The organism is Pedobacter polaris (assembly GCF_005116505.1).
Taxonomy (GTDB): Bacteria; Bacteroidota; Bacteroidia; order Sphingobacteriales; family Sphingobacteriaceae; genus Pedobacter; species Pedobacter polaris.
In genome coordinates, this window is record NZ_SWBR01000001.1 from 1,143,220 (window position 1) to 1,167,963 (window position 24,744).

Genomic DNA, 24,744 nt, shown 5'->3' on the forward strand with positions numbered 1-24,744 from the left:
CATGAACATTATTATAACCATTGCCGTTACGGCTTTAGTAGTACTTTATGCAGGTTTGTTTAAGGCCAAAAAAGCCTTGCTTCCCTTAACTTTAATAGGTTTGCTGGTTGCTTTGGGTTTTGCGGTTTGTTCATGGAATAACCCTACAACCTATTATAGCATGATGCGCATGGACAATTTCGCATTGGCTTTTTCTGCAATATCAATTATTGGTACTTTTTTTATATTTCTATTAACCAAAAACTACTTTGCCGAGGGTAGCGATAACGTAGCTGAATATTTTACGCTGATACTTTTCGCCTTGTGCGGGATTACTATTATGGTTTCTTACCAAAATATGTCGATGCTGTTTATTGGGTTAGAAATTATGTCGGTGAGTTTATATATTCTTGCGGGCATTCGTAAATTAAATTTTGCTTCAAATGAAGCCTCTTTAAAGTATTTTTTAATGGGTGCTTTTTCTACTGGATTTTTACTTTTTGGTATTGCTTTGATTTATGGGGCTACTGGATCGTTTGATATTGCAGTTATACAACAATACTTAATTGATAATGTTAAATCTGTTTCACCACTATTTTACCCAGGGGTTATTTTGGTAATGATTGGTTTATGCTTTAAAGTTGGTGCTGCACCCTTCCATTTCTGGACTCCAGATGTATATGAAGGTTCGCCGTCCTTAATTACAGCATTTATGTCTACAGTAGTTAAAACTGCTGGTTTTGCAGCCTTTTTAAGACTATTTGCTGGAGCATTTGAACCGCTACATGATTTTTGGACACCAGCATTAATGGTAATCGTTATCATCACCTTGTGTGTGGGTAATATTACTGCACTTTATCAGAAAAACTTTAAAAGAATGCTTGCCTATTCAAGTATTTCTCATGCCGGATATTTATTGTTCTCGTTAGTTGTATTAACTACTAATTCTGCCAGTAATGTTCTAGTTTATGCAGCAGCTTATACTTTTGCTAGCATTATCGCTTTTGCAGTGTTGATTTTAGTTAAACAGAAAACGGGCAGCGATAGCATAGATAGTTTTAATGGTTTAGGTAAAAGAAATCCATTAGCTGCTTTTACATTAACTATTGCTATGCTTTCTTTAGCAGGTATTCCATTAACTGCAGGTTTTATAGGTAAATATGTGATGTTTTTAAATGTAATGGAAACTTATCAAACTGCCTTGGTGGTTATTGCAATTTTAAATGCATTGGTAGGCTTCTACTATTATTTTAAAGTAATTATTGCAATGTGGTTTAAAGAAGGTAGTGAAGTAGAGTTAGAAGTGCCATTGCAGTATAAAATAGTATTAGTTTTTTCTGTAATAGTTACTTTTTTTCTAGGGGTTTATCCTGATCTCATTTTAAATTTGATATAAACTAACGATATAGATTATTATTTGTAGTTTTACGAATAATTGAACTATGCAAGAATTCTGGAATTCATTACAGCATTTTATTGACCCTGAAAAATTACTTAAAGAGGGTGGTTTCTATGTTGTATTGTTTGTGATTTTTGCTGAAACTGGCTTATTCTTCGGTTTCTTTTTACCAGGTGATTATCTCTTATTTTTAGCAGGCATGTTTGTCGCCACTGGCAGGTTAGATGTTAACATTTACGTGCTTGTTTTGGGTTTATGCGTTGCTGCTATCTTAGGGAATTTTACAGGTTATTGGTTCGGAAGAAAGACGGGGCCATTATTATATAAAAGAAAGGATAGTATTTTTTTTAAGAAAAAATACCTTTTAGCTGCAGAACGATACTATAGAAAGCAAGGTGCCTTTGCCTTAATAATGGGAAGGTTTGTGCCAATTGTAAGAACATTTGCCCCTATTTTTGCTGGGGTTGTTAAGTTAGACGTTAAAAAGTTTGCATTTTATAATATTGTTGGCGCAATATTATGGATAGCATCATTAACTTTGTTAGGTTATTTTTTGGGAAGAAGTTTTGCCCAACAAATTGAAGAATATTTGGTTTATATTATAATAGGTTTCATTGTAATTACCACAATACCACTAATTGTCACGTTTGTGAAGAAGCGGGTAACTAAAGGTGGTGATGAAGATGATCCAGAGATTGAAGAAGAAAAAAATGAGTAAAGACGATCATCACCCGTGGCATAGCGTATCTCCTGGAGAGAATCTACCAGCTGTAGTAAATGCAATAATTGAAATTCCTAAGGGATCAAAGGCGAAGTACGAAATCGACAAAGAATCTAATTTGATTAAATTAGATAGGGTGTTGTTTTCGTCTGTAATGTATCCTGCAAATTATGGATTTATCCCTCAAACGTATTGCGACGACAATGACCCACTAGATATTTTAGTGTTATGTTCTGTGGATGTTTATCCAATGACTATTATTGAAGCAAAGGTTATTGGGGTAATGCATATGGTAGATAATGGCGAGCAAGATGATAAAATTATAGCGGTAGCCAAAAACGATATGTCGGTAAATTACATTAACGACTTACACGAATTACCACCACATACCATGAAAGAAATTGTTAAATTCTTTCAAGATTATAAAGCTTTAGAAGAAAAGAAAGTAACGATTGAACATTTACTTGGTGTGCGTTATGCTCATAAAGTAATACAAGAAAGCATAGCGCTTTACGATAAGAAATTTAGGGTTTAAATATGATTTACGATTCCATTTGCTCGTTGGTAATTACCTCCTTAACAGGATATTTACCAACATCAATTTTAGCGGTAGTAATTCCAGTAGATGCAGAAGGCGGTTCTATTGGATGGAAGCTGATTTTGGCATTATTTCTTGTTTTTTTGAATGGATTTTTTGTAGCAGCAGAATTTGCAATCGTTAAAGTACGTGCTTCTCAAATAGAAATTAAAGCTAAATCTGGAAGCAGAGTTGGTAAGATGGCTAAAAATATCGTACATAATCTTGATGGATATTTAGCTGCAACGCAATTGGGAATAACATTAGCTTCATTAGGTTTAGGTTGGGTAGGTGAAGATGTAATGCATACAATTTTTAAAGATCTTTTTACCGGCTTAAATTGGAACCTAAGTGAGACTTTTATTCATTCAACATCCACAATAGTTGCATTCTCTGTAATTACAGTTATGCACATTGTATTTGGTGAGCTAGCTCCAAAATCATTGGCCATTCAAAGGCCGGTAGCGACAACGTTATTTGTAACTGTACCATTGCAAATTTTCTATGTTGTCTTTAGACCTTTTATCTGGACTTTAAATAGCTTAGCAGCTGTAATTCTTAAGCCATTTGGTATTAATACCGCTGGTGGTCATGAATCTTTGCATAGCAATGAGGAGTTACAATATTTATTAGATCAAGGTAAAGAAAGTGGGGCATTAGAAGATAATGAGCACGAACTAATCAAAAACGTATTTGATTTTAATGAACGCGTTGTAAAAAATATAATGGTTCCGCGTACCAAAATTTCAGGCATTGAATTGAATACACCTAAAGGAGAAGTAGTTGATAAAATTATTTCAGAAGGTTATTCTCGTATGCCGGTTTATGATGAAATAATTGATAAAATAATAGGAATTGTTCATGCTAAGGATGTATTGCCGTTACTGGCAAACCATAAAGAATGGGCTTTAAGTGATATTATTCGTAAACCTTATTTTGTTCCAGAAACAAAAAAGATTAATGACTTACTAAGTGAATTACAGCAAAAACGTATTCAAATTGCTATTGTAATTGATGAATTTGGGGGTACGGCTGGTATGGTTACCTTAGAAGATATTGTTGAAGAAATTGTAGGCGAAATACAAGACGAATATGACGAGGAAAAGCCAACAGTAGAAAAGATATCAGATACGGAATTTGTAATTAATGCGTATGCTACAGTTTATGATGTAAATGAGCATTTACCACATGATTTGCCAGAAGATGAAGACTTTGATACTGTAGGTGGATTAGTTTCTCATGCATTTGGTAAAATTCCTGAAGTAGGCGATAGCGAAGAATGTTATGGATACCTATTTACCATTTTAAAGAAAACAGAACAGAATATAGAAACCATTAAGCTTGAGTTGGTAATTAGCAAAAGCGATATGGTTGATACGCATTAAAACCTTCTATAATGCATGTTTTTTATACACCAGATATTAATTCGGATCAGTATATATTAAACGAGGAAGAAAGCAGACATTGCAGTAAAGTTCTCCGTTTAAATGTTAATGACATCATTCACTTAATTGATGGCAAAGGCGGCTTATATCAGGCCCAAATTAATGACGTAAGTAAAAAGCATGTTCATCTTCAAATAATAACTAAGCAATTTGAGTATGGTAAACGTAATCATCATTTACACATTGCTATTGCGCCAACCAAAAACATAGATCGACTAGAGTGGTTTTTAGAAAAAGCCACTGAAATTGGTATTGATGAAATAACACCTATTATTTGTGATCGCTCCGAACGTAAAATTGTAAAGGAAGAAAGACTCGAAAAAGTAATTACATCAGCAGTTAAACAATCATTAACAGCTTATCATCCTAAATTAAATGAAGCTGTATCTTATACTGACTTTTTAAAACAAAATTTTTTAGGAGAAAAGCTAATTGCCCATTGCATGGATGGTGAAAAGTCATATATCAATCAGCAAGTAGATATACATCAATCTTACTTAATTTTAATTGGCCCGGAAGGAGATTTCTCTCCAATAGAACTTGATCTTGCTTTGCATAATGGTTACAAACCAGTAACTTTAGGTAATACGAGGTTAAGGACAGAAACTGCAGCATTAGCGGCTTGTTTTGAAGTTAATTATATCAATAGATGAGAAATGAGTTAAAGGTTATGGGTTATAAGTTATGGGTTAGGCGTTTCGCTCTAATCTTTAGTCTTTCATCTTTAGTCTTTCTAACTAGCTTTACAGTTCCCACTTATAAAATGGGCAAACTTAAATATAGTGGCGGTGGAGATTGGTATGGAAATAGAACAGCTCTACCAAATCTCATTGATTTTTGTAATAAAAATCTAGCCACAAACTTTGCTCCAGATGAAAGTATTGTTGAAGTTGGAAGCGCTGAATTATATAATTACCCATTCATTTATATGACTGGTCATGGTAATATTGTATTCAGTGATCAGGAAGCCTCTAATCTGAGGAAATATTTAATTGGCGGTGGATTTCTTCATATAGATGATAACTATGGGCTAGATAAATTCATTCGTCCTCAAATGAAAAAAGTATTTCCTGAACTTAGTTTCGTAGAGTTGCCTTCCGATCACAAATTATATAATCAAAAATTTAAATTTCCATTGGGTTTGCCGAAAATACATGAACATGATGGGAAAAAACCTCAAGGTTTTGCTTTACTATGGAAGGGAAGAATAATTTGCTATTATACTTTTGAATGCGATTTAGGGAATGGCTGGGAAGACTTTGGAACATATCCTTCAGACACACAAGAAAGCCGAAGCAAAGCGCTAAAAATGGGCGCTAATTTAGTTCAATATGCCTTAACTCAATAATATGTATCAAGTAAAAGTAAACGATAAATACAATTTTGATATTTCTGCAGATAAACAATTATATGTTAATGGCGAATTGGTTGAACTTGACAGAGTTGTTTTAAATGCAAACAGTTCTAGTATCTTATTCAAGAATAAATCTTATAATATAGAGGTAGTTGAATTGAATGCTACAGATAAAACAGCTATAATTAAAGTTAATGGAAACATTTATACGCTTAATATCAAGGATCAATTTGACCAGTTGCTTAAACAACTCGGTATGGATAATTTGGCAGTAAATAAGATATTGCAAATAAAAGCTCCAATGCCTGGCTTGGTACTAAGTATTCTAATAAATGAAGGAGACGAAGTAAAAAAAGGTGATAATTTATTAGTGCTAGAAGCGATGAAAATGGAGAATATGATTAAATCGCCAACTGATGGGATTATTAAAAAGATTGCGGTTAAGCAAGGCAATAAAGTAGAAAAGAACGAAATGCTAATTACTTTTAGCTAAAACAAAAGGGGATGCAATTTGCATCCCCTTTTGTTTTTAAGTATTAAAGCCTTATGGTTTTTTGCTGAATTGAGGTTTGCCAGCGCTTCTAATTTCTGAAGACCCTAGCATTGTCATTGCACATCTAAAGCCAATATCTGCAGTAGATTCATCTTCTTGTAAATGTCTCCTAGTTGCAGGATTTAACCACTGTGCTTGATCATCCCATGAACCACCTTTATAAACCCTAGACTTATTGTTTACTAAAGTAGTAATACCATATAAATTGCTTTGTTCATCACGGTAATCGCGTTGATCTGGGTTGAATGGCGTAGTACTTTTACCTGAGGTTTGATTAGCTTGTAATTCTGCCCAAGTTTGTTTTACTGCTGAATTAGCTTTAACCATTTCTGGTTTGCCATATTTATCTTTTTTAAGCTGGCCAGTAGCTGGATCTCTATCTTTATTCTGGTATTGATTTCCTCTAAATGGATTTAATGCATCTGCTTGCTCATAGGTGGCAACACGGTAGGTATCGCCAGTCCATTCATTTACATTGCCAGCCATGTTATACAGCCCAAAATCATTGGGTGGGTAAGCCATTACGTCTTGCGTAAATGCAGCCTTATCGTTTAATGAACCACCAACACCCATATAATCTCCTTTAGCTCTTTTAAAATTCGCTAAAATTAATCCTCTAGTACTTTTCTTGGCAGAAGTTATGCCTAAGCCATTCCAAGGATAGATTTTTTTCTCGTTAACATTTTCATATTGTGTATTGCCAATAAGTGCAAGTGCTGCATATTCCCATTCTGCTTCTGTAGGCAATCTAAAAGGTTGTAAAATTACACCATCTTCTAAACGCACATTTCTCGTAGGCCCAGTATTTCCTGCCCCGGTTGTTGCTCCTGCGGCTCCCGTCGCGGCAGGATTAAGATCTTTCATTGCATTAGATCCTTTGTCATCTATTTGTCCATTTAAATAGATTTCAGTATTAAATGGTTGAGTAGGTTTGCTGATAGGGGTTGCTGGAGCATTGTTTCCACTTGCTACGCCATTAATAACGGCAAAGCTATTCATATAACCTTTATCCCTTAAAACCTTTTGATTCACCATGTCAGTTCTCCAAGCACAGTATCTTTCGGCTTGTAATGCTGTAACACCTACAACAGGGTAATCTTTATAAGCTGGGTGCCTAAGGTAATTGTTTACAAAAGGTTCATTAAAAGATAGCGGCCTTCTCCAAACTAATGTGTCTGGCAATTCTTCATAATAATATTGTGCATCAGTTGGATAGTTTCGTTTAATCCAATTTAAATATTCTAACCAATTGGTATTTGAAACTTCAGTTTCATCCATATAAAAGGAGCTTACTGTAATTTCTCTTTTATAATTGAGGTTGCTCATATCCTGACCGGGAATATCAATTGCACTACCTCCCATTATAAATTGGCCACCTTCAATTTCTATTAAACCATAAGCATTTGTTTCATGCCCACGTTTATACTTGCTTGCAACTTCAAAACCACCATTTGCTCTATCATTGTAAGCGTATCCAGTTTTACTGGATATGTTGGTGCTGTTTTTCTTCGATTTACATGAGGTGAAAACAGATATAGAGATTAGAAATACAAATGAATATAGGTATGTTTTTTTCATAAATGGTGCCTTTGTAACACTTGACTGATAAAAATACGCAAAAAAAGGACTTTCCGCCAAAAAATATTTTTTTTAATCTGATATTTTTTACTCGGGGTTTTGGAGTTCGATTTTTGCTCTTGTATAGGCAATAGTTTGAAACGCAATAACTTATGATTTATTGTGTAGTAAATGTTGTGCTGAAACTAGTAATCCTTTAGAATTTATTAGATAAAAGGTGTTTTAAAAGACAATTTTTGGTTAAAATTCGTTTAGAATAAATGAGTTTAATAGATTGATAACTGAATTTCATTTTCTTTGAAAATAACGGACACTATATTAACTTGCAAGCATTATTCTGTATATTTAACTAATGAAATTGAAGTACTTTAGCACTGCAGCCTTGGGGGTGTTTTCTATAGCGATTCTTTATAGCTCGCGTCTGCAAGCGCAAGTAGTGCAGCCAGGTACCCAAACAAACGGAAGCCAGTCTAATAATATTATCACTGCTGTTCCATTTTTATTAATTACTCCAGATGCCAGGACGGGTAGTATGGGGGAGGCAGCTGTAGCTGTACAGCCAGACGTTAACGCAATGGGTAATAACCCTTCAAAATTGGCCTTTTTAGAAATGCCGTATGGTTTTTCTGCTTCATATAGCCCTTGGTTAAAGAATTTAGTGCCCGATATTAACTTGGCATACATTAGTGGTTTTTATAAATTAAATGATCAAAGTGCAATAGGTGGTTCTTTAAGGTATTTTTCTTTAGGTCAGATACAATTAACAGATATAAATAAGAATGATTTAGGGATTTATAGTCCAAGTGAATTTTCTTTTGATGCAACTTATTCTAAGAGATTTGGTAATGAATTTTCTTTGGGTACAACGGGCAGGTTTATCTATTCTAACTTAACTTCTGGGCAGTTTTCTGCAGGGCAACAAACAAAAGCAGGTAAAGCTTTTGCGGTAGATGTTTCTGCCTATTATAGAAAGCAAACAGTAATGTTTAATAAGGATGCGATTATTTCTGCGGGTGCAAATTTCTCTAATATCGGAACAAAACTTGGGTATGTTGATGGGGTTCAGAAGCAATTCTTACCAACAAATATGAAGATAGGGGGTGCATCTACCTTTATCATTGATGACTACAACCAGTTTACTTTTGCATTAGATTTTAATAAACTAATGGTTCCAACACAGCCAATTAGAGATTCAAATGGTGATATAATTTCAGGTAGAGATCCAAACCGTTCTATTCCTGCAGGTATATTTGGCTCTTTTAGTGATGCTCCTGGGGGTTTTAGTGAAGAATTAAAGGAAGTTAGTATCGCAGTAGGTGCAGAATATTGGTACAATCAACAATTTGCCATGCGTGCGGGCTATTTCTATGAAGCTCCGGAAAAGGGAGATAGACGATATTTAACCTTAGGGGCTGGGTTGAAGTATAACATTTTTAATATAGATTTTGCTTATTTATTAGCAGATCCACAAAAAAGCCCTTTAGCTAATACTTTAAGGTTTAGCTTAATATTTAACTTCGGCGATAATAAATAATAAAGCGTTATAAATTATATTAATGAAAATTAAAGTAGGTTTTGGTTTTGATGTCCACCAATTAAAAGACAACCACCCATTTTTTGTTGGTGGAGTAAACTTAGAACACCATAAGGGCGCTTTTGGCCACTCAGATGCTGATGTTTTACTGCATGCAGTTTGTGATGCACTTTTGGGTGCCGCAAACCTTAGAGACATTGGGTTTCACTTTAAAAATACCGATCCACAATGGAAAGGCATTAGTAGTATTGTTTTATTAAAAGAAACAGTAAAGTTAATAAGAGAAAAGGGCTGGGAGATTGGCAATATTGATGCAATGTTATGTCTAGAGGCCCCAAAAATAAACCCCCATATACCTCAGATGCAAGAAAATATTGCAAAAGCAATAGCTATTTCTATTGAAGATATTTCTATTAAAGCAACTACAAATGAACAAATGGGTTTTATAGGCAGGGAAGAAGGTGTAGTTGCTTATGCAGTTTGTTTAATCCAAAAAGGTTAAAAGCTATAGGTTATGAGTTACAGGAACGCAATGTATAATAAGCAACTAGACCTGTAACTCATAACAACCCATAACTCTATTCTAAGTAGCCAAATTTACCTTCATTATAATCTGTCATTGCTTGTTGTAATTCTTCTGCAGTGTTCATTAAGAAAGGTCCATAGGAAGCTATTGGTTCATTAATTGGCTCGCCACTTAAGACTAACACTACGCTGTTTTCTAATGCTTCTAAGTCGATATTTTCACCATCGTTTTGGAAATGAACCATTTGATCTGTTTTTGCAGTTGATGTGCCATTAACTTTTATGCTTCCTTCTATAACAATAAAAGCTGTGTTGAAATTTGCAGGAAAATTAAAATCGGTTTTTGCTCCTTCATTAACCCTAACATTATATACTTCAATTGGACTGAAAGTAGAAATGCATCCTTTTGCACCTTTGTAATTACCAGCAATAACTTCAATTATACCACCATTTTCTGATAAATCATATTTTTTGATGTCGCTTTGCTTAACGCCTTGATATTTTGGCGTACTCATTTTAAATTGAGCAGGAAGATTAACCCAAAGTTGAACCATTTGAAATAATCCACCTTTTTTGCTAAAGTTCTCTTCGTGGTATTCTTTATGCAAAATTCCTTTTGCTGCCGTCATCCATTGTACATCGCCTGGATAGATAATGCCACTATTGCCGGCGCTATCGTGATGAGCGACTGCGCCATGATAAGCAATAGTTACGGTTTCAAATCCACGATGTGGGTGAACGCCTACGCCACGAGGTTCATTCCGAGCAGAAAATTCAATCTTTGCATTGTAATCGAGCATATAAAAAGGGCTCATGTTTAATTTATATCCACTAGGAAAAAAATTATGTACCCTAAACCCATCGCCAACCATGTGCGGTGCGGGTGGATTTAATATTGCCGAAACTTGTTTTACTTTCATAGAATTGGTATTGAGTACTGCGAAATGCAAACTGGAAATTGTGAGCTGATTAAGCTTGTTTCACAAATTGTAGTTCGCCTAAAATTTTAACTTCTTCACTAACCATTACACCGCCAGTTTCTAAAGCTGCATTCCAAGTTAAACCAAAGTCAGAACGATTAAGTTTTCCATTTAAAGTAAATCCAGCCTTAGTTTGTCCCCAAGGATCTGTTGCAATACCACCAAATTCTGCTGTTAATTTAATAGGTTTTGTTGTCCCTTTAATGGTCAAATCTCCGCTAACTTTGTAATCATCACCATCTTTTTCTACAGTGGTAGATTTAAATTCGATACTTGCAAATTGCTCAGCATCAAAAAAGTCAGCACTTTTTAAGTGATTGTCACGATCAGTATTTCCAGTATCTAATGAGCTGATATCGCCTTTAAATGAGATTTCTGCATTTGTAAATTCATCACCTTCTGAAGTTAAATCTGCTGAGAAAGATTTTAAGCTACCAGTAACTGTAGTGATCATTAAGTGTTTTACTTTAAATTGTAGTTCGCTGTGTGTTGGATCTAATATCCATTTAGTAGTTGCCATAATATTTTAAATTTTGTGTTTTTAAATTTGATAACACAAAGTTAAGGTAGGCAGTTGAGCTACGCATTGATGTATGATAAGAAAACCCTTAATCTCCTAAAGGGGACTTTCTAGCTAGAAATGAGTTCATTGGTTCAATTGTTCATTGATACAGCAACTTGACCAATTTTACCTAAAATGTTTATTGGCGAGGTCTTTACGAACGCGACTTAATGATTCTGGAGTAACGCCTAAATAGGAAGCGATCATCCATTGTGGTACGCGTAAGGTAAGATTTGGGTAGAGCTTGATAAAATTTAAGTACCGTTCTTCAGCAGATGCACTTAATAACATGTTTATTCTTTTTTGCATAAAACGGATAGAGTTATGCAACATTAAAATATTGAGTTCTAATATTTCTGGAACAATGTTTTTGATAGCTGGAAAAAAATCTTTTTTAACGATAACCACTTCGGTATCTTCAATAGCATCTATATAAAATGCCGACGGTTCATTAAAAACCGAAGTGTCCCTGTCTGACAACATCCAATCTTCTGGTGCAAATTGAATGATATGCTCCTTCCCTTTTTCATCAATAGAAAAGTACCTTAATAACCCACTATTCACAAAATAAGCTTCAGATTTTAAATCTCCAGCATTTAAAAGGATTTGACCTTTTTTGATGGTTTTGATTTTTAAACAGCTTACAGCTTCAACAGCCTGTTCTTCGGTAATGGCTAATCGGTTTTTGAGATAGGTTGCAAATTTATCGAGCATCAGCAATTATTTTTTGGGTTGTGGAATGTTATCAAAGTTTGCTGCACATTTACCACAGCCAGAAGCACAACCATCACTTTTTGGAGAAACAGAACGATAAATCATTCGGCCTACATATAATAATGCGGCAATGAAAATGACAATCATTAAGATGAACTGGATATCCATAATTACAAAATTACGATTTATTAAATAGGAGGGTTCAGAATACTGTCAAATTTAATTAGCTAATTATTTCTCCATCAACCCAACTGTACCACCAACCCAATCAAAATCTGCATTGTAGCGCACACCAATCATTTTTCCTCTACTTAACCTTCCTAAATTAATACAAAGTTGAGGTTCTTCGCCTTCTGGCCACAAGTACATCATTCTAATTTCTGCCTTTACACCAGCATCTGGAGCTTTAATTACTGGTTCATAGGTAACTTTTCTTTGCAAAATCCAATTTTCTGGATCGTTAATTTGTTTAATATCTGTGTCAGTAACATCTATAATTACGCCCATACCAGCAAAGCTGAAAAGTGGTTTTAGTACGTAATTTCCTAAATCTGTTGGAATGCTTTCTATGGTGTTTAAGAAACGAGTGTCGGGTACAAATTCACTTTTTAGAAATGGCATTGTGTATTTGCTAATGCGATAAAACCAATTTGGATGAGTAATCCACTCTATATTTAATTCTTCTCTAGGGTCGAAGCTGTTTTTAAAAATAGCTGTATTTTCTCCAATTTCATCAAAAATCAATCGGTTATAAATTCGCTTCAGCTGTATTTTTTTTCCACCTTCTTCATAAAAAAGCTGCTTTCCTTCTTTTCTAATATCTTCAAGTGCAAGAATTTTAATACCCAGATGCTTGGCCGTAACGAGGAAATCTATCGCCGTTTTTTGATTTAGCGCATCAATATCCATTAGTGCAACCTCATGAGGTTGATGGTTTCCTATGATTACTTTTTTAAATAACTCGAAGTAAGATTTTTCATCTAATCCATTAAAATATGGACTTAGATTCTCATCTAAATCAAATTCTTCCTTATAGGTTTTTGCTAAATGAGTTTGAAATCCATATAAAGATGGAAAGCCTTGCATCTCAATTAACATGGGTGTTACCTCGCCATTTTCATCCTTACATATACCGTAGTCGAATGTTAAAAAATGAGGATGACCAGTTTCATTTGGTACATTCCATTCTTGCGGAATAGCTTTCTGCGTTAATTCTTTGAAGTTATCTTGTTTTATTAGGGAAATGATTTCCTCTCCTGCAGCAATTAGTTTCTGTTTTAAAGCCTCAGGTATAAAAATAGGTGTTTCTGCTACACGAAATGGAATTTCAGGGAAACCTTTTCCTAGCTTCTCTGCAAATTGATTGTATTTTTCTACTGTGAAATTCTCATTAAAAGTTTTACGGTATTTTTCAATCATGGTAGATGAATTAAAAATATATTTACCACTTAAGGTTTTTGTTTCTCGTGACGATTATATGCTAATTATAAAACCACAGAGTAACATAGAAATACTTAGGTTATAGCTATGTGCCTATGTGGTTTAAGCCCCTTTAGGGGGTTGGGGTTTAAGCTTCTTGTAAAGTATGAATGGCCTGATTTAAGAAATTAGGTAAAATCACACTTTGTGTTAAGGTAATTCTATCCGGATCATCTAAACTATATAACATGTCAAAATATTTATCCTCTCCATGGTTTTCAATAATTGCAGCTTTCTTTTCTTCTTGCAGTAAATACATTTTCATTCCAACCGGATCTGCTTCTGGATGAAATTGAGTGCCTATAACCTGTTCAGAAAAGCGAATAGCCATTACACAACGTTCTAAAGCCACATGTGGACGCTCTTTCTCAATAGCTAAAATTTGTGCACCTTTCGCTACAAAATCAGCTTCATTTCCTTTAATCACTTGCCAATCCCTACTGTCTACTGAATAAAAAGGATCTTTTAAACCATCAAATACAGCTTCTTCAAGTCCACTTGCTGTTAAGCTGATTGGGAAAATTCCGAAAGCGTTAGATTTTCTTTTGGTAACAGTACCTAAGCCGTATTTTCTACAGGCCAATTGAAAAGAGTGACAAATTAAAAAGACATATTTTTTTTGTTCACTTTCTGCATTGAAAGATTCGATTGAATCTAACAAGTTAAAAAAATCACTTTCCCATTGATCTTGTTCGCTTTCAAACGGACTACCAGGGCCACCACTAGAAATATAAATATCGTAGCTTAAATCTGGAACTTCACCCTTTTGGCGTATATCAAAAATATCGAATGTTAAATTTAATTGATTTTTATCGCGGTAGCTTTGTAGAATTTCCTGTATCCCTCTCATACCCTGATTAGGATTGCCATTGTTCATGTCTATAACGGCTACTTTGATGTTATTTTTCTCGCTCATTTATCCTGCACCTATTAACGTTTGGGTTGTAATGTAATCTACAACCGATTCAAAGTTACCAGTTTTCTGATAAACTGCCAATTGTCTATCTGCTCCTGTCCCATTTTCTAGAATTTTATGAACGTAGTTGATTTCATTTCTACTGCCTAATTCATCAACAACATCATCAATAAAATCAAGTAATTCTAAAATTAGATTACGGCAATTCACTTCCATTTCTTTTCCGAAATCGATTAAATTTCCATCAATTCCATAACGGGCAGCTCTCCATTTATTCTCATTAATTAGGGCTCTAGAATAACTGATGAACTCCATGTTTTGTAGTCGTAATTTATACAGCTTAGCGCATAATGCCTGAAATAGCGCAGTAAAGGCCATTGTTTCGTCAATTAACATTGGGCAATCGCAAATGCGGAATTCAACAGTGTCAAAAAATGGATGCACACGAATGTCCCACCAAATTTTCTTTGCGTTATCCATACAATTCGTTTTGATCAACAGTTTTACATAGCTATCGTAATCTTCAATACTATTGAAAATATCAGGTATTCCAGTTCTTGGGAATTTATCAAAAACCTTTGTTCTAAACGATTTATAGCCTGTATTTCTACTTTCCCAGAATGGAGAATTTGTAGAAAGGGCAAAAACATGAGGTAAAAAATACCTTACTTGATTGGCAATATGGATAGCTAGCTCACGAGATTGAAAGCCTACATGCACATGCAGGCCAAAAATTAAATTTGAACGAGCGGCTTCCTGTAACTCATTTACAATTTCACTATAACGTGGATGTTCAGTAATTAGTTGTTTTTCCCAATGAGAAAATGGGTGTGTGCCAGCAGCACCAATACGTAGCCCTTGTTCTCCTGCCAATTGAGAAACGGTATAACGCAATTGCGATATTTCTTTTCTAGCTTGATCTGTGTTGTGGCAAATGCCAGTTCCAACTTCAACCACAGCCTGGTGCATTTCTGCTTTTACTTGATCCTTATGGATTTTTTGAGCAGATTCTACAATTTTTTGATCATGCGATGTTAGTTCTCTGGTAACGGGATCAACTACCATGTACTCTTCTTCTATGCCCAGCGTAAATTCATTCATCATCTTATTCCCTTTTAAATTATCCCAATTATTTTTTAGATGTTGCTTTTTTTGCAGGTGCAGCAGTTTTAGCTTTTGCAGGGGCTTTGGCTTTAACTTCGTCTTTAGGTTTAACCGCTTTAATAGTTGGACTAACCTTAATTCCTTTTGGTAAAGCTTCGGTAGTTAACGGAAGGCCAGCAGCAGAAGATTTTACATATTTACCCCAAGTTAAATTGTCCTGACCAGGTTTTTGCGCTTTTGCTCTTTCAATTGCGTAATTAGCAGTAGTTTCTACTACCCAGTCGAAATTTTCTTGTCCAACACTCTTAATGTCGGCATCTGGTGCTGGATTGCAGAAATCAATAGCGATAGGAATCCCATCTCGCACTGCGAACTCTACGGTATTAAAATCATAACCCAAGTAAGTACATAATTTCAGGGTATATTCTTCAATTGTTTTCAATAGTTTCTCACTAGATGGCGCTTTTCCTACTTCATAACGTAAATGATGTGGATTGCGTGGCTCATACTGCATAATGCGAACATGTTTTCCTCCAATGCAATAACATCTAAAATATTCTTCAAAAATAATCTCTTCTTGTAAAAGCATCACCAATTGTTCAGTTCCGCCATGTTTGCTAAAAAAATCTTCTTTATCATGTAGTTTATAAACATCTCGCCAACCGCCACCATCAAATGGTTTCATGTAAGCAGGGAAGCCGGTGTATTCAAAAATTGCATCCCAATCTAAAGGCATTGTTAAGTTCGAAAACGATTCTCTCGTTGTTCCTGTAGGATGTTGTCTTGATGGAATTAGTGCCGTTTTAGGCACAGGTACTCCAATTTGCTCAGCTAATGCGTTGTTAAAGAATTTTTCATCTGCACTCCACCAAAATGGATTATTGATGACGGCTGTTCCTGTAATTGCAGCATTTTTTAATGATGCACGATAAAAAGGTACATCTTGAGAAATACGGTCTATAATTACAGCATAATCTAAAGGCGTATTCTGAAACATTTTATCAATTTTCACGACTTCGGCAGTGATGCCTTTTTCGGCCTTTTCATTAATCCTTTTGATTACAGCTTCAGGAAATGAGCGTTCTTGACCAAATAAAATTCCAATTTTTTTCATAAATATTTGTAGTAGTTAATTGTTTAATGTGTATTTGTTCAAAGGTTATCTAAATAGCTAATTTTCCAAATCAGTATTATCTGGCTAAATCTATAATTGGGCTAAGTATTCTGGAAGCATTTGTCTCCAAGTTGGCCAATCATGATCAGCATTTTGTCTAATATCTAGCCAGTGATTTATTCCTTTTTGATGTAAAATAGCTGATAATCTTTCATTGTCCCCTTTGCACATGTCTCTGTCTGATGTACCTAGAACAATTTTCATGTGCCAAAGTTCTTGATTCATGTCATTTGGTACAAAATCTACTGGATTATTGAAATAAGCCTCATCATTGTAGAAACCATCTAGCTGACCAGTAATATCAAAAGCACCACTCATACTAAACATATGGCTCACTGTCCATGGATGACGAAAAGCAAAATTTGCTGCATGATAACCACCAAAACTGCAGCCTGCAGTAATTACCTTATGATGTCCCGTTTCATGTTTTGCCAAAGGAACAAGTTCTTCTAACAAAAATTTATCATACCAAATATGATTTTTAACACGCTCTGCAGGATGAACTCCTTTATTATACCAACTCAGTTTATCAATCCCATCTGGGCAATATACCTTTACTTTTCCATCGTTAATAAAACCAGCAATGGCATCAAGTAGTTTAAAATCTTTATTTTCATAATAACTTCCCATGCTCGTTGGGAAAAGTAGGATGGGATATCCGCTATGCCCAAAAACTAGGGTTTTAATATCCATATTCAGGTTAGGACTGTACCATTCTTTTAGTTCTTCTTTCACCGGCTTTTAGATTAGATGCTTTAAGGTATAAAAATCTATGTCAAAACACAAAGAAATAAATCTATTTATTACTATAAATCTGTGCGTTATGTAAAAATTGAATAGCAATAATCTATTTTTTAACAAGATTTGTACATTTGCGCAAGATTTGTGAGAAAGCTATGTACACAACACTAACATTACCTACCGTTATTAAAACTACCCGTCAGCTAAAGTCTGCATACTTAAAGAGAGAAGTAGAGATAGAAATTTTCAGCCCTGATAATTTATTGGGGAATGAGCGTGTTAATCTTCTGTTGTTAAACGATGGACAAGATTTGGCTCAAATGGATATGGAAGGTGTGCTGAATGCACTTTATGCCAAGTGGAAAATTGAACCAACAGTGGTGATCGGGATTAAAGCAAGCGAAGAAAGAACGTTAGAATATGGTATTGCTGGAAAACCAGATTTTAAAAAAAGAGGCTCAAAGGCTAATGCTTATACAGATTTTGTAATAAAAGAACTGATGCCTTATGTGCAGAGCGAAGTTGATGTAACCATTAATGGTAGACGCGCTTTCGCGGGTTTTTCTTTAGGTGGAATTACTGCTTTTGATATTGCTTGGAACCACGATAATTATTTTGATGCTGTAGGCGTTTTCTCTGGTTCTTTTTGGTGGAGGAAAAAAGATTTAAATGCAGGTTATACCGATGATGATCGCATAGTTCATGAAATGATTCGCGATACTAAAACTAATCCTGCAGTTAAATTTTGGTTAATGACTGGGACTGATGATGAAATAGCTGATCGTAACCACAACTTTATTATAGATTCTATTGATGACACGATTGATGTGGTTAAAGAATTAATGAAAAAAGGATACCAAAGACCTCAAGATATTTTCTATTATGAAATGGTGGGTGGTAAACACGATGTGCCAACTTGGGCTAAGGCAATGCCTAAATTTTTGGAATGGGCTTTTAAGCCCCTAATTTCTTAAAAAGTACTCATTCCTACTATTTTTTCTTTCTTATTTTAGAACTTCATTCAGTTTTTGGTGTTCTAGGATAATTGGTAAGCATATGAGAGAAAAAATAAACCAGATTATTTTTGGACATGATACAAAATCAAGCAAGTTGTTTGATGTAATCTTGTTGTGGATAATCTTATTTAGTGTATTAATTGTTATTTTAGAAAGTATTCCTTCTTTAAATAAGCAATTTGCTAGCCTCTTTTTCTATGCAGAATGGGCAATCACCATTTTATTTACTATTGAATATATATTAAGGATTTGGAGTAGTAAAACGCCTTTAAGGTATATTTTTAGTTTTTGGGGATTAGTAGATTTACTATCTATTTTGCCCAGTTATTTAGAGCTCATTAATTTCGGTTTTCATTACTTATTAGCCATCAGAATATTTAGGTTATTAAGAGTCTTCAGGATATTAAAACTGGTTAGGTTTAATAGAGAAGCCCAAAAATTGTTATTGGCATTAAATGCTAGCAAATATAAAATGGGTGTGTTTTTAATGGCGGTAATTGCCATAATGGTTATACTGGGTACGTTAATGTATGTTATAGAAGGTGGCGAAAATGGGTTCACAAGTATTCCACAAAGTATTTATTGGGCAATAGTTACCGTTACAACCGTAGGTTTTGGCGATATTGTTCCTCAAACTGTTTTAGGGAAATTTCTTTCATCTATTGCCATGATTATGGGCTATGCCATTATAGCTGTGCCAACTGGTATAATTACAGTTGAACTAGCATCTAAAAAATCAGAAGATAAGGTTTGTAACCATGATAATCCAGATGATGCACAATATTGCAATCAATGCGGACTTAAATTTTAACCCCTGTCTTCGCGTTCTTCCTTATTTTAGATAAAAACGTATCATTTCACCGTCGCTTCACCGTCAATCCTATGTCGGTTGACCGTCGAAAAGCCTATTTCGACGGTCAACCGACGGTATACCGAGCCTATACGGACGGTGAAAGGACAACAGACTATTCTGTATTCTTCAATTTATGTCATAAAATAAAGTATCAATTCTATTGATAAGCAGATTGATATTAGTGATTTTCTTTCGCCTTGGCTAAACTGTAATTTCATAGCATGATAAAAGGATTATTCGAAACTCACCTATTTGTAGAGAACTTAGAAAGGTCAGTTGATTTTTACAAAAATGTTTTAGGACTAACAGCATGTGGATATAACGATGAACGAAGAATTGCCTTTTTTTGGATAGGTAAACCAAAAGAGGCAATGCTTGGCTTGTGGGAAAAGCCAAAAGACCAAATAGATATCAGGCATTTTGCATTTAGATGTGATGTTAATGATGTATTGAATAAATCTGTTAAGTTTTTAAAAGAAAATAACCTAAAGTCTTACAATTTTTTAAAAGATGGAAATGAAAAGCCAATGGTTTTTGCTTGGATGCCAGCACTTGCTATTTATTTTAAAGATCCAGATGGGCATGATTTAGAATTTATTGCGATATTAGAGGGAGAAGGCCGGCCGGAATTAGGAGTTGTTTCTTATGAGGATTGGCTAAAATTAACCGCTCAATAAATGCAAGAAATAGACATCGTCGCTTATGCCTTCTCCCAATTTGCCAAAATGGATAATGCAGAATTTGAACTTTCAAAGCCTCATTGGAAATTAAAACATTATAAAAAAGGAGAGTTTTACAACCAACATAGAACCGTTTGTAAGTTTTTAGGATTCATTATAGATGGCGTATTTCGCTCTTATGTGGTAGATGAAAAAAGTGGCGAAGAGAAAAATGTCTTTCTGTATTCTGGCAATCAGTTTGTAGTTACTTTTAAAAGTTTCATTAATCAAATGCCCTGCGATTACCACACGCAAGCCATGACAGATGCAACTGTTGTTTACATTCATATTGACGATTTACTACAACTATACCAACAATCTCACCAATGGGAAACTTTTGGTAGGCTTTTAGCACAAGAAGCCTTTAACATTGCCATGGATAGAGCGGAGAGTTTTGTTTTTAAAACGCCAGAGCAACGTTATCTCGATTTAATTAAATACCACCCACAGATTTTTAACAGCATTCCTTTGTACCATATTTCTTCGTATTTGGGTATTCAAGGGCCTTCATTAAGTAGGATAAGAAAAAGATTAACAGGTAAATAACGATTTTAACTTAGGTTAAAATTATTGATGTTTTTAAGCTGGAGATTTGAGGTGTCAAATTAAAAAAAAACATTATGAAAACTTTAAATCTAAAATCAAAAACAATCGTATTAGTACATGGTCTATTTGTAAACAATAAAAGCTGGGAAGGTTGGAAAGCCTTCTTCGAGGCTAAAGGTTATACAGTTTACAATCCTGCAAATCCATCTCACTTAGGTAATCCAGCAGATTTAAGAACCAACATTGATCCAAATTTAACCAAAGTAAATTTTGTAGACGTAGTAGAAAACTTAGTAAAATTTATTGATGCTTTGCCAGAAAAACCAATCCTCATCGGACATTCCTTAGGTGGGCTAACTGTTCAGAAATTAATGGATTTAGGTAAAGGCGAAGCTGGTGTAATGATAGATGGTGCTCCTCCAATGGGTGTTATCCCTTTCGAATTCAGTTTTTGGAAATCTAATCTCACAGTAGTTAATCCGTTTAAAGGTAATTCTGTTTTTATGCCTACTAAAGAGTGGTTTCATTATACTTTCGGAAATACTTTAAGCAGAACCGAATCTGATAAAGTGTTTGATGAAATTGCGGTGCCAGAAAGTAGGGCAATTGCCTGGGGAACTTTAAAAAGTTATGCTAAAGTTGATTTCAAAAAAGCACATCAGCCTTTATTGTTCATTGCTGGCGAAAAAGACAACATTATGCCCGCTAGCTTGAATAAAAGAAACTTTAAAGCCTATAAAAATGCAGATAGTATAACAGACTTTAAAATGTTCGAGGGTCGTGGTCATTACATTTGTGGAGACGAGAACTGGGAAGAAGTAGCAACTTACGTTTACAACTGGATTAGTAAATAAGTAGAGACATCAGTCTCATTTTAGTACGGGCTTTGTTTTCTAAACCCGATAGGAGTGAAAATCCTTTTACCAAGTCCCCTTTAGGGGATTTAGGGGTAAAAGATTGTAGCGGAGAGCGGGACTGATGTTTCTGAAGAGCATTGGTTTTGCTTTACTATAGTCTTCAACTTCGCTCAGACTGATTCAACTATGAGATTGCTTCGTGCCTCGCAATGACGAATAGGGGTCAAGCTATTGACAATCAAAATTTAACAAAAATATAATGACATAAATAGTAAGCAAAACCCTTAAAAATCCAATAAAAAATCATATCTTTGCGCCAAATTTATAGGCGCATTTTATGCAAAAGATTAGAAATATAGCTATTATAGCACACGTTGACCACGGTAAAACTACATTGGTTGATAAGATTTTACACTCTTGTTCTGTTTTTCGTGATAACGAACAGAAAGGAGATTTGATATTAGATAACAACGATTTAGAGCGTGAACGTGGGATCACAATCGTATCTAAAAACGTTTCGGTACAATACAAAGACGTAAAAATTAACATCATTGATACTCCTGGTCACGCGGATTTTGGCGGTGAGGTAGAGCGTGTATTGAAAATGGCTGATGGTGTTTTGTTATTATGTGATGCTTTTGAAGGTGCAATGCCACAAACTCGTTTCGTAACACAAAAAGCTTTGGCTTTAGGTTTAAAACCAATTGTTGTTGTAAACAAAGTTGATAAAGAAAACTGTAGACCAGAAGAGGTTTACGAACAAATTTTTGAGCTATTTTTTAACTTAGAAGCTACTGAAGATCAATTAGATTTCCCTGTAATTTATGGTTCATCTAAACAAGGTTGGATGAGTACAGATTGGAAAGTTCCAACTACTGATATTTTTGCTTTGTTAGATGCTGTTGTGGCAAACATCCCTTCTCCACCGATGTTAGAAGGTACTTTGCAAATGCAAATCACATCATTAGATTATTCATCTTTTGTCGGTCGTATTGCAATTGGACGTGTACACCGTGGTACAATTAAAGAAAACCAGCCGGTAACGTTAATTAAACGTGATGGTAAAATTGTTAAATCTAGGGTAAAAGAACTTTATACTTTTGAAGGTTTAGGTAAAATTAGAACCACTGAAGTTAAATCTGGAGATATTTGTGCGGTTGTTGGTATTGATGGTTTTGATATTGGTGATACCATTGCTGATTTTGAAGCACCAGAACAATTACCTGTAATTAGTATTGATGAACCAACAATGAACATGTTGTTTACCATTAACAACTCTCCATTTTTTGGTAAAGAAGGTAAATTAGTTACTTCACAGCGTATCAAAGATCGTTTGATGAAGGAAATGGAGAAAAATTTAGCCCTAAAAGTTGTAGAAACTGAAGGTGCTGATTCTTGGTTGGTATACGGCCGTGGTATTCTCCATTTATCGGTACTTATTGAGACAATGCGTCGTGAAGGTTATGAACTTCAGGTTGGACAGCCACAGGTTATTGTTAAAGAAATTGACGGTAAAAAATGTGAGCCAATTGAAACATTAATTGTTGATGTACCTGGTGAAGTTGCTGGTAAGGTAATTGAATTGGTAACTCAACGTAAAGGTGAGTTGTTAATCATGGAGCCAAAAGGCGATTTACAACACTTAGAATTCGAAATTCCAGCTCGTGGTATTATCGGTTTACGTAACAACGTATTAACTGCAACTGCTGGTGAGGCAATTATGGCTCACCGTTTTAAAGCTTATGAGCCTTGGAAAGGTACAATCCCTGGTCGTTTGAATGGTGTATTGATTTCTATGGATAAAGGTATGACTACCGCTTATTCTATTGATAAATTACAAGATAGAGGTCGTTTCTTTGTAGATCCAGGAGTTGATATTTACGAAGGACAAATTTTGGGAGAGCACATCCGTGATAATGATTTGGTAATCAACATTGTTAAAGGGAAAGCATTAACCAATATGCGTGCTTCTGGTACAGATGATAACACTCGTATTGCACCAGCTATTAAATTCTCTTTAGAAGAATGTATGGAGTACATTCAAGCTGATGAGTATATCGAGGTTACACCAGTAAGTATGCGTTTACGTAAAATCTTCTTAACAGAACAACAACGTAAAGCAAACGGTAGTAAAAGCTAAGCCCCTAAATCCCCTAAAGGGGACTTAAATATTGAAGCCTGCAAGTGAATTTTGCAGGCTTTTTTGTTTCGAAACATTAAGAAATTAATAAGGTTAAGCTTAATTTTCCCGTAATTTCTTAATGCTTATTTTTAAAAAAGTAGTCGCAGTGCTTGGATTAAAATTAGCCCTTCTTTCCAATAGCTCTTTTTTACTTTAAAGAAACTTAAGAAGTCTTTATTAAGGCATAAATGCATTGAACCCACATGCAATTTTCTTTAAAGTTAAAATCTAACAATCTAATGGCAATTAGTATTCCTAAAGGTTGTACGTTTGTACTATCATCCTTATTTATATGTTTGAAAAGGCATTTTCCTATTTGGGAATATTTTTTTTAACAAGCTTATCTTTATTGCCTTTAGGACTTTTGTACTTTCTGGCAGATATCTTTTATGTGTTGATTTATTACGTTTTTGGCTACCGTAAAAAGGTAGTTAGAGAGAATCTATTGAATTCTTTTCCTGGAAAAAACATAGAAGAAATCATTGTAATCGAAAAGAGATTCTTTAAATATTTGGCTTCTTTAATCTTTGAAATCATCAAGATGAAGAGCATCTCTGCAAAAGAGTTGAATAAACGTGTGCAATTTAAAAATGTAGATTTGGTAGAAGCCTACCTAAAAAACAACGAAAGTGTACTCTTTTGTGCAGCTCATTATGGAAACTACGAGTGGGTATGTATGGCAATTGGGATGGCCTTTTCTGGTCAACATTACCCAATTTACAAACCATTAAGTGATGAGATTTTTGATAACTGGTTTTTAAGAATGAGGAGTAGATTTGGTAATCAGATGATTTCCATGCGCCAAACAATTAGAGCTATTCAAGCTACAAAGCATTATCCAAGCATGTTTACTTTTGGGAGCGATCAGGCGCCATCAAAAGAAGATTCTCAATATTGGACTACACTGTTAAATCAAGAAGCTTCTATCCAATTGGGGATAGAAAAAATTGCAAGAAAAACCAATAGACCTGTTTTTTATTTAAAAATCAGTTATTTAAAACGTGGTTATTATGAGGTGGATTGCGTGCCAATTTGCCTTAATCCTGAAAGTACTGCAGAATTTGAAATAACCGAATTGCATACACGCTTTTTAGAAGACTTGATTAAGGAAGAACCAGCTTATTGGCTTTGGAGCCACCGGAGATGGAAATACAAACCTGAAAAATTAGCTCGTAAGACGGAGCGTGAACATAAAGCTAATGGAAAATGTTCCAGTCTTAACCATCTATAATTTGT

26 protein-coding genes are annotated in these 24,744 nt (G+C 34.7%); 16 read left to right on the forward strand and 10 right to left on the reverse strand.

Annotated features, from left to right (window positions below; genetic code table 11):
- The first annotated feature begins 1 nt into the window (after position 1).
- From FA048_RS05100 to FA048_RS05130, 7 genes are all read left to right on the forward strand, one after another.
- Positions 2-1,375 carry an NADH-quinone oxidoreductase subunit N gene (locus FA048_RS05100; RefSeq protein ID WP_136839121.1) on the forward strand — a complete coding sequence of 458 codons (1,374 nt, stop codon included), beginning with the start codon at positions 2-4 and terminating at the stop codon, positions 1,373-1,375.
- Between the two features lie 46 nt (positions 1,376-1,421).
- Positions 1,422-2,096 carry a DedA family protein gene (locus FA048_RS05105; protein WP_136839122.1) on the forward strand — a complete coding sequence of 225 codons (675 nt, stop codon included), beginning with the start codon at positions 1,422-1,424 and terminating at the stop codon, positions 2,094-2,096.
- The gene (locus FA048_RS05110; RefSeq protein WP_136839123.1) at positions 2,089-2,634 is read left to right on the forward strand and encodes an inorganic diphosphatase; all 546 of its coding nucleotides are present in this window, start codon (positions 2,089-2,091) and stop codon (positions 2,632-2,634) included. Before FA048_RS05105 ends, FA048_RS05110 begins: the two co-directional genes overlap by 8 nt.
- A gap of 2 nt (positions 2,635-2,636) precedes the next feature.
- Positions 2,637-4,061, forward strand: a complete 1,425-nt coding sequence (locus FA048_RS05115; RefSeq protein WP_136839124.1) for a hemolysin family protein — start codon at positions 2,637-2,639, stop codon at positions 4,059-4,061.
- Between the two features lie 11 nt (positions 4,062-4,072).
- Positions 4,073-4,774 carry a 16S rRNA (uracil(1498)-N(3))-methyltransferase gene (locus tag FA048_RS05120; protein ID WP_136839125.1) on the forward strand — a complete coding sequence of 234 codons (702 nt, stop codon included), beginning with the start codon at positions 4,073-4,075 and terminating at the stop codon, positions 4,772-4,774.
- Positions 4,775-4,884: 110 nt separating this feature from the next.
- Entirely contained in the window at positions 4,885-5,469 is a 585-nt protein-coding gene (locus tag FA048_RS05125) for a DUF4159 domain-containing protein (protein WP_225872475.1), read from the forward strand.
- 1 nt (position 5,470) lies between these two features.
- Complete coding sequence (locus FA048_RS05130; protein ID WP_136839126.1) at positions 5,471-5,968, forward strand: biotin/lipoyl-containing protein; 498 nt, start codon at positions 5,471-5,473, stop codon at positions 5,966-5,968.
- 51 nt (positions 5,969-6,019) lie between these two features.
- On the opposite strand, the gene FA048_RS05135 is transcribed toward FA048_RS05130, so the two are convergent.
- A complete protein-coding gene (locus tag FA048_RS05135) occupies positions 6,020-7,606 on the reverse strand; it encodes an SUMF1/EgtB/PvdO family nonheme iron enzyme (protein ID WP_136839127.1) in 1,587 nt (528 codons plus the stop codon).
- A gap of 352 nt (positions 7,607-7,958) precedes the next feature.
- Here FA048_RS05135 and porV point away from each other — a divergent pair, with 352 nt between their 5' ends.
- Both porV and ispF read left to right on the forward strand, forming a co-directional pair.
- Positions 7,959-9,140, forward strand: coding sequence for a type IX secretion system outer membrane channel protein PorV (porV, locus tag FA048_RS05140; protein ID WP_136839128.1), 1,182 nt, complete (start codon positions 7,959-7,961; stop codon positions 9,138-9,140).
- 22 nt (positions 9,141-9,162) lie between these two features.
- Positions 9,163-9,642: a 2-C-methyl-D-erythritol 2,4-cyclodiphosphate synthase gene (gene ispF, locus FA048_RS05145; RefSeq protein WP_136839129.1), complete on the forward strand. Its 480-nt coding sequence runs from the start codon at positions 9,163-9,165 to the stop codon at positions 9,640-9,642.
- A 76-nt stretch (positions 9,643-9,718) separates the two neighbouring features.
- Here the strand turns inward: ispF and FA048_RS05150 are convergent, their stop codons facing one another.
- The 9 genes from FA048_RS05150 to FA048_RS05190 all read right to left on the reverse strand — a co-directional run bounded on the left by FA048_RS05150 (position 9,719) and on the right by FA048_RS05190 (position 17,329).
- The gene (locus FA048_RS05150; RefSeq protein WP_136839130.1) at positions 9,719-10,585 is read right to left on the reverse strand and encodes a pirin family protein; all 867 of its coding nucleotides are present in this window, start codon (positions 10,583-10,585) and stop codon (positions 9,719-9,721) included.
- A 49-nt stretch (positions 10,586-10,634) separates the two neighbouring features.
- Entirely contained in the window at positions 10,635-11,165 is a 531-nt protein-coding gene (locus FA048_RS05155) for a YceI family protein (RefSeq protein ID WP_136839131.1), read from the reverse strand.
- Positions 11,166-11,333: 168 nt separating this feature from the next.
- Positions 11,334-11,921: a Crp/Fnr family transcriptional regulator gene (locus tag FA048_RS05160; protein WP_136839132.1), complete on the reverse strand. Its 588-nt coding sequence runs from the start codon at positions 11,919-11,921 to the stop codon at positions 11,334-11,336.
- A gap of 6 nt (positions 11,922-11,927) precedes the next feature.
- Positions 11,928-12,089: a FeoB-associated Cys-rich membrane protein gene (locus tag FA048_RS05165; protein ID WP_136839133.1), complete on the reverse strand. Its 162-nt coding sequence runs from the start codon at positions 12,087-12,089 to the stop codon at positions 11,928-11,930.
- Between the two features lie 63 nt (positions 12,090-12,152).
- The gene (locus FA048_RS05170; RefSeq protein ID WP_136839134.1) at positions 12,153-13,340 is read right to left on the reverse strand and encodes a hypothetical protein; all 1,188 of its coding nucleotides are present in this window, start codon (positions 13,338-13,340) and stop codon (positions 12,153-12,155) included.
- Positions 13,341-13,488: 148 nt separating this feature from the next.
- Positions 13,489-14,316, reverse strand: coding sequence for a type 1 glutamine amidotransferase (locus tag FA048_RS05175; RefSeq protein WP_136839135.1), 828 nt, complete (start codon positions 14,314-14,316; stop codon positions 13,489-13,491).
- Positions 14,317-15,420, reverse strand: a complete 1,104-nt coding sequence (locus FA048_RS05180) for a carboxylate-amine ligase (RefSeq protein ID WP_136839136.1) — start codon at positions 15,418-15,420, stop codon at positions 14,317-14,319.
- Between the two features lie 25 nt (positions 15,421-15,445).
- A complete protein-coding gene (locus tag FA048_RS05185; RefSeq protein ID WP_136839137.1) occupies positions 15,446-16,534 on the reverse strand; it encodes an ATP-grasp domain-containing protein in 1,089 nt (362 codons plus the stop codon).
- A 90-nt stretch (positions 16,535-16,624) separates the two neighbouring features.
- Positions 16,625-17,329 (reverse strand): esterase family protein, encoded by a 705-nt coding sequence (locus tag FA048_RS05190; RefSeq protein WP_169306813.1) that lies wholly within the window; start codon positions 17,327-17,329, stop codon positions 16,625-16,627.
- A 161-nt stretch (positions 17,330-17,490) separates the two neighbouring features.
- Between FA048_RS05190 and FA048_RS05195 the strand changes: the two genes are divergently transcribed.
- From FA048_RS05195 to FA048_RS05225, 7 genes are all read left to right on the forward strand, one after another.
- Positions 17,491-18,309 carry an alpha/beta hydrolase gene (locus FA048_RS05195; RefSeq protein WP_136839138.1) on the forward strand — a complete coding sequence of 273 codons (819 nt, stop codon included), beginning with the start codon at positions 17,491-17,493 and terminating at the stop codon, positions 18,307-18,309.
- An 82-nt stretch (positions 18,310-18,391) separates the two neighbouring features.
- Complete coding sequence (locus tag FA048_RS05200; protein WP_136839139.1) at positions 18,392-19,162, forward strand: ion transporter; 771 nt, start codon at positions 18,392-18,394, stop codon at positions 19,160-19,162.
- Between the two features lie 263 nt (positions 19,163-19,425).
- Entirely contained in the window at positions 19,426-19,881 is a 456-nt protein-coding gene (locus FA048_RS05205; protein WP_136839140.1) for a VOC family protein, read from the forward strand.
- The gene (locus tag FA048_RS05210) at positions 19,882-20,469 is read left to right on the forward strand and encodes a Crp/Fnr family transcriptional regulator (protein ID WP_136839141.1); all 588 of its coding nucleotides are present in this window, start codon (positions 19,882-19,884) and stop codon (positions 20,467-20,469) included. It begins immediately after the preceding gene.
- A 74-nt stretch (positions 20,470-20,543) separates the two neighbouring features.
- Complete coding sequence (locus FA048_RS05215; RefSeq protein WP_136839142.1) at positions 20,544-21,323, forward strand: alpha/beta hydrolase; 780 nt, start codon at positions 20,544-20,546, stop codon at positions 21,321-21,323.
- Positions 21,324-21,663: 340 nt separating this feature from the next.
- Positions 21,664-23,466 (forward strand): translational GTPase TypA, encoded by a 1,803-nt coding sequence (gene typA, locus FA048_RS05220; RefSeq protein WP_136839143.1) that lies wholly within the window; start codon positions 21,664-21,666, stop codon positions 23,464-23,466.
- 334 nt (positions 23,467-23,800) lie between these two features.
- On the forward strand, positions 23,801-24,739 hold the full coding sequence (locus tag FA048_RS05225; RefSeq protein ID WP_136839144.1) for a lysophospholipid acyltransferase family protein: 939 nt from the start codon (positions 23,801-23,803) through the stop codon (positions 24,737-24,739).
- Positions 24,740-24,744: the final 5 nt, after the last annotated feature.

Coding starts and splice junctions, on each gene's coding strand:
- FA048_RS05100 (WP_136839121.1), top strand. CDS start 2: ATGAACATTATTATAACCATTGCCGTTACGGCTTTAGTAGTACTTTAT.
- FA048_RS05105 (WP_136839122.1), top strand. CDS start 1,422: ATGCAAGAATTCTGGAATTCATTACAGCATTTTATTGACCCTGAAAAA.
- FA048_RS05110 (WP_136839123.1), top strand. CDS start 2,089: ATGAGTAAAGACGATCATCACCCGTGGCATAGCGTATCTCCTGGAGAG.
- FA048_RS05115 (WP_136839124.1), top strand. CDS start 2,637: ATGATTTACGATTCCATTTGCTCGTTGGTAATTACCTCCTTAACAGGA.
- FA048_RS05120 (WP_136839125.1), top strand. CDS start 4,073: ATGCATGTTTTTTATACACCAGATATTAATTCGGATCAGTATATATTA.
- FA048_RS05125 (WP_225872475.1), top strand. CDS start 4,885: ATGGGCAAACTTAAATATAGTGGCGGTGGAGATTGGTATGGAAATAGA.
- FA048_RS05130 (WP_136839126.1), top strand. CDS start 5,471: ATGTATCAAGTAAAAGTAAACGATAAATACAATTTTGATATTTCTGCA.
- FA048_RS05135 (WP_136839127.1), bottom strand. CDS start 7,606: ATGAAAAAAACATACCTATATTCATTTGTATTTCTAATCTCTATATCT.
- porV (WP_136839128.1), top strand. CDS start 7,959: ATGAAATTGAAGTACTTTAGCACTGCAGCCTTGGGGGTGTTTTCTATA.
- ispF (WP_136839129.1), top strand. CDS start 9,163: ATGAAAATTAAAGTAGGTTTTGGTTTTGATGTCCACCAATTAAAAGAC.
- FA048_RS05150 (WP_136839130.1), bottom strand. CDS start 10,585: ATGAAAGTAAAACAAGTTTCGGCAATATTAAATCCACCCGCACCGCAC.
- FA048_RS05155 (WP_136839131.1), bottom strand. CDS start 11,165: ATGGCAACTACTAAATGGATATTAGATCCAACACACAGCGAACTACAA.
- FA048_RS05160 (WP_136839132.1), bottom strand. CDS start 11,921: ATGCTCGATAAATTTGCAACCTATCTCAAAAACCGATTAGCCATTACC.
- FA048_RS05165 (WP_136839133.1), bottom strand. CDS start 12,089: ATGGATATCCAGTTCATCTTAATGATTGTCATTTTCATTGCCGCATTA.
- FA048_RS05170 (WP_136839134.1), bottom strand. CDS start 13,340: ATGATTGAAAAATACCGTAAAACTTTTAATGAGAATTTCACAGTAGAA.
- FA048_RS05175 (WP_136839135.1), bottom strand. CDS start 14,316: ATGAGCGAGAAAAATAACATCAAAGTAGCCGTTATAGACATGAACAAT.
- FA048_RS05180 (WP_136839136.1), bottom strand. CDS start 15,420: ATGATGAATGAATTTACGCTGGGCATAGAAGAAGAGTACATGGTAGTT.
- FA048_RS05185 (WP_136839137.1), bottom strand. CDS start 16,534: ATGAAAAAAATTGGAATTTTATTTGGTCAAGAACGCTCATTTCCTGAA.
- FA048_RS05195 (WP_136839138.1), top strand. CDS start 17,491: ATGTACACAACACTAACATTACCTACCGTTATTAAAACTACCCGTCAG.
- FA048_RS05200 (WP_136839139.1), top strand. CDS start 18,392: ATGAGAGAAAAAATAAACCAGATTATTTTTGGACATGATACAAAATCA.
- FA048_RS05205 (WP_136839140.1), top strand. CDS start 19,426: ATGATAAAAGGATTATTCGAAACTCACCTATTTGTAGAGAACTTAGAA.
- FA048_RS05210 (WP_136839141.1), top strand. CDS start 19,882: ATGCAAGAAATAGACATCGTCGCTTATGCCTTCTCCCAATTTGCCAAA.
- FA048_RS05215 (WP_136839142.1), top strand. CDS start 20,544: ATGAAAACTTTAAATCTAAAATCAAAAACAATCGTATTAGTACATGGT.
- typA (WP_136839143.1), top strand. CDS start 21,664: ATGCAAAAGATTAGAAATATAGCTATTATAGCACACGTTGACCACGGT.
- FA048_RS05225 (WP_136839144.1), top strand. CDS start 23,801: ATGTTTGAAAAGGCATTTTCCTATTTGGGAATATTTTTTTTAACAAGC.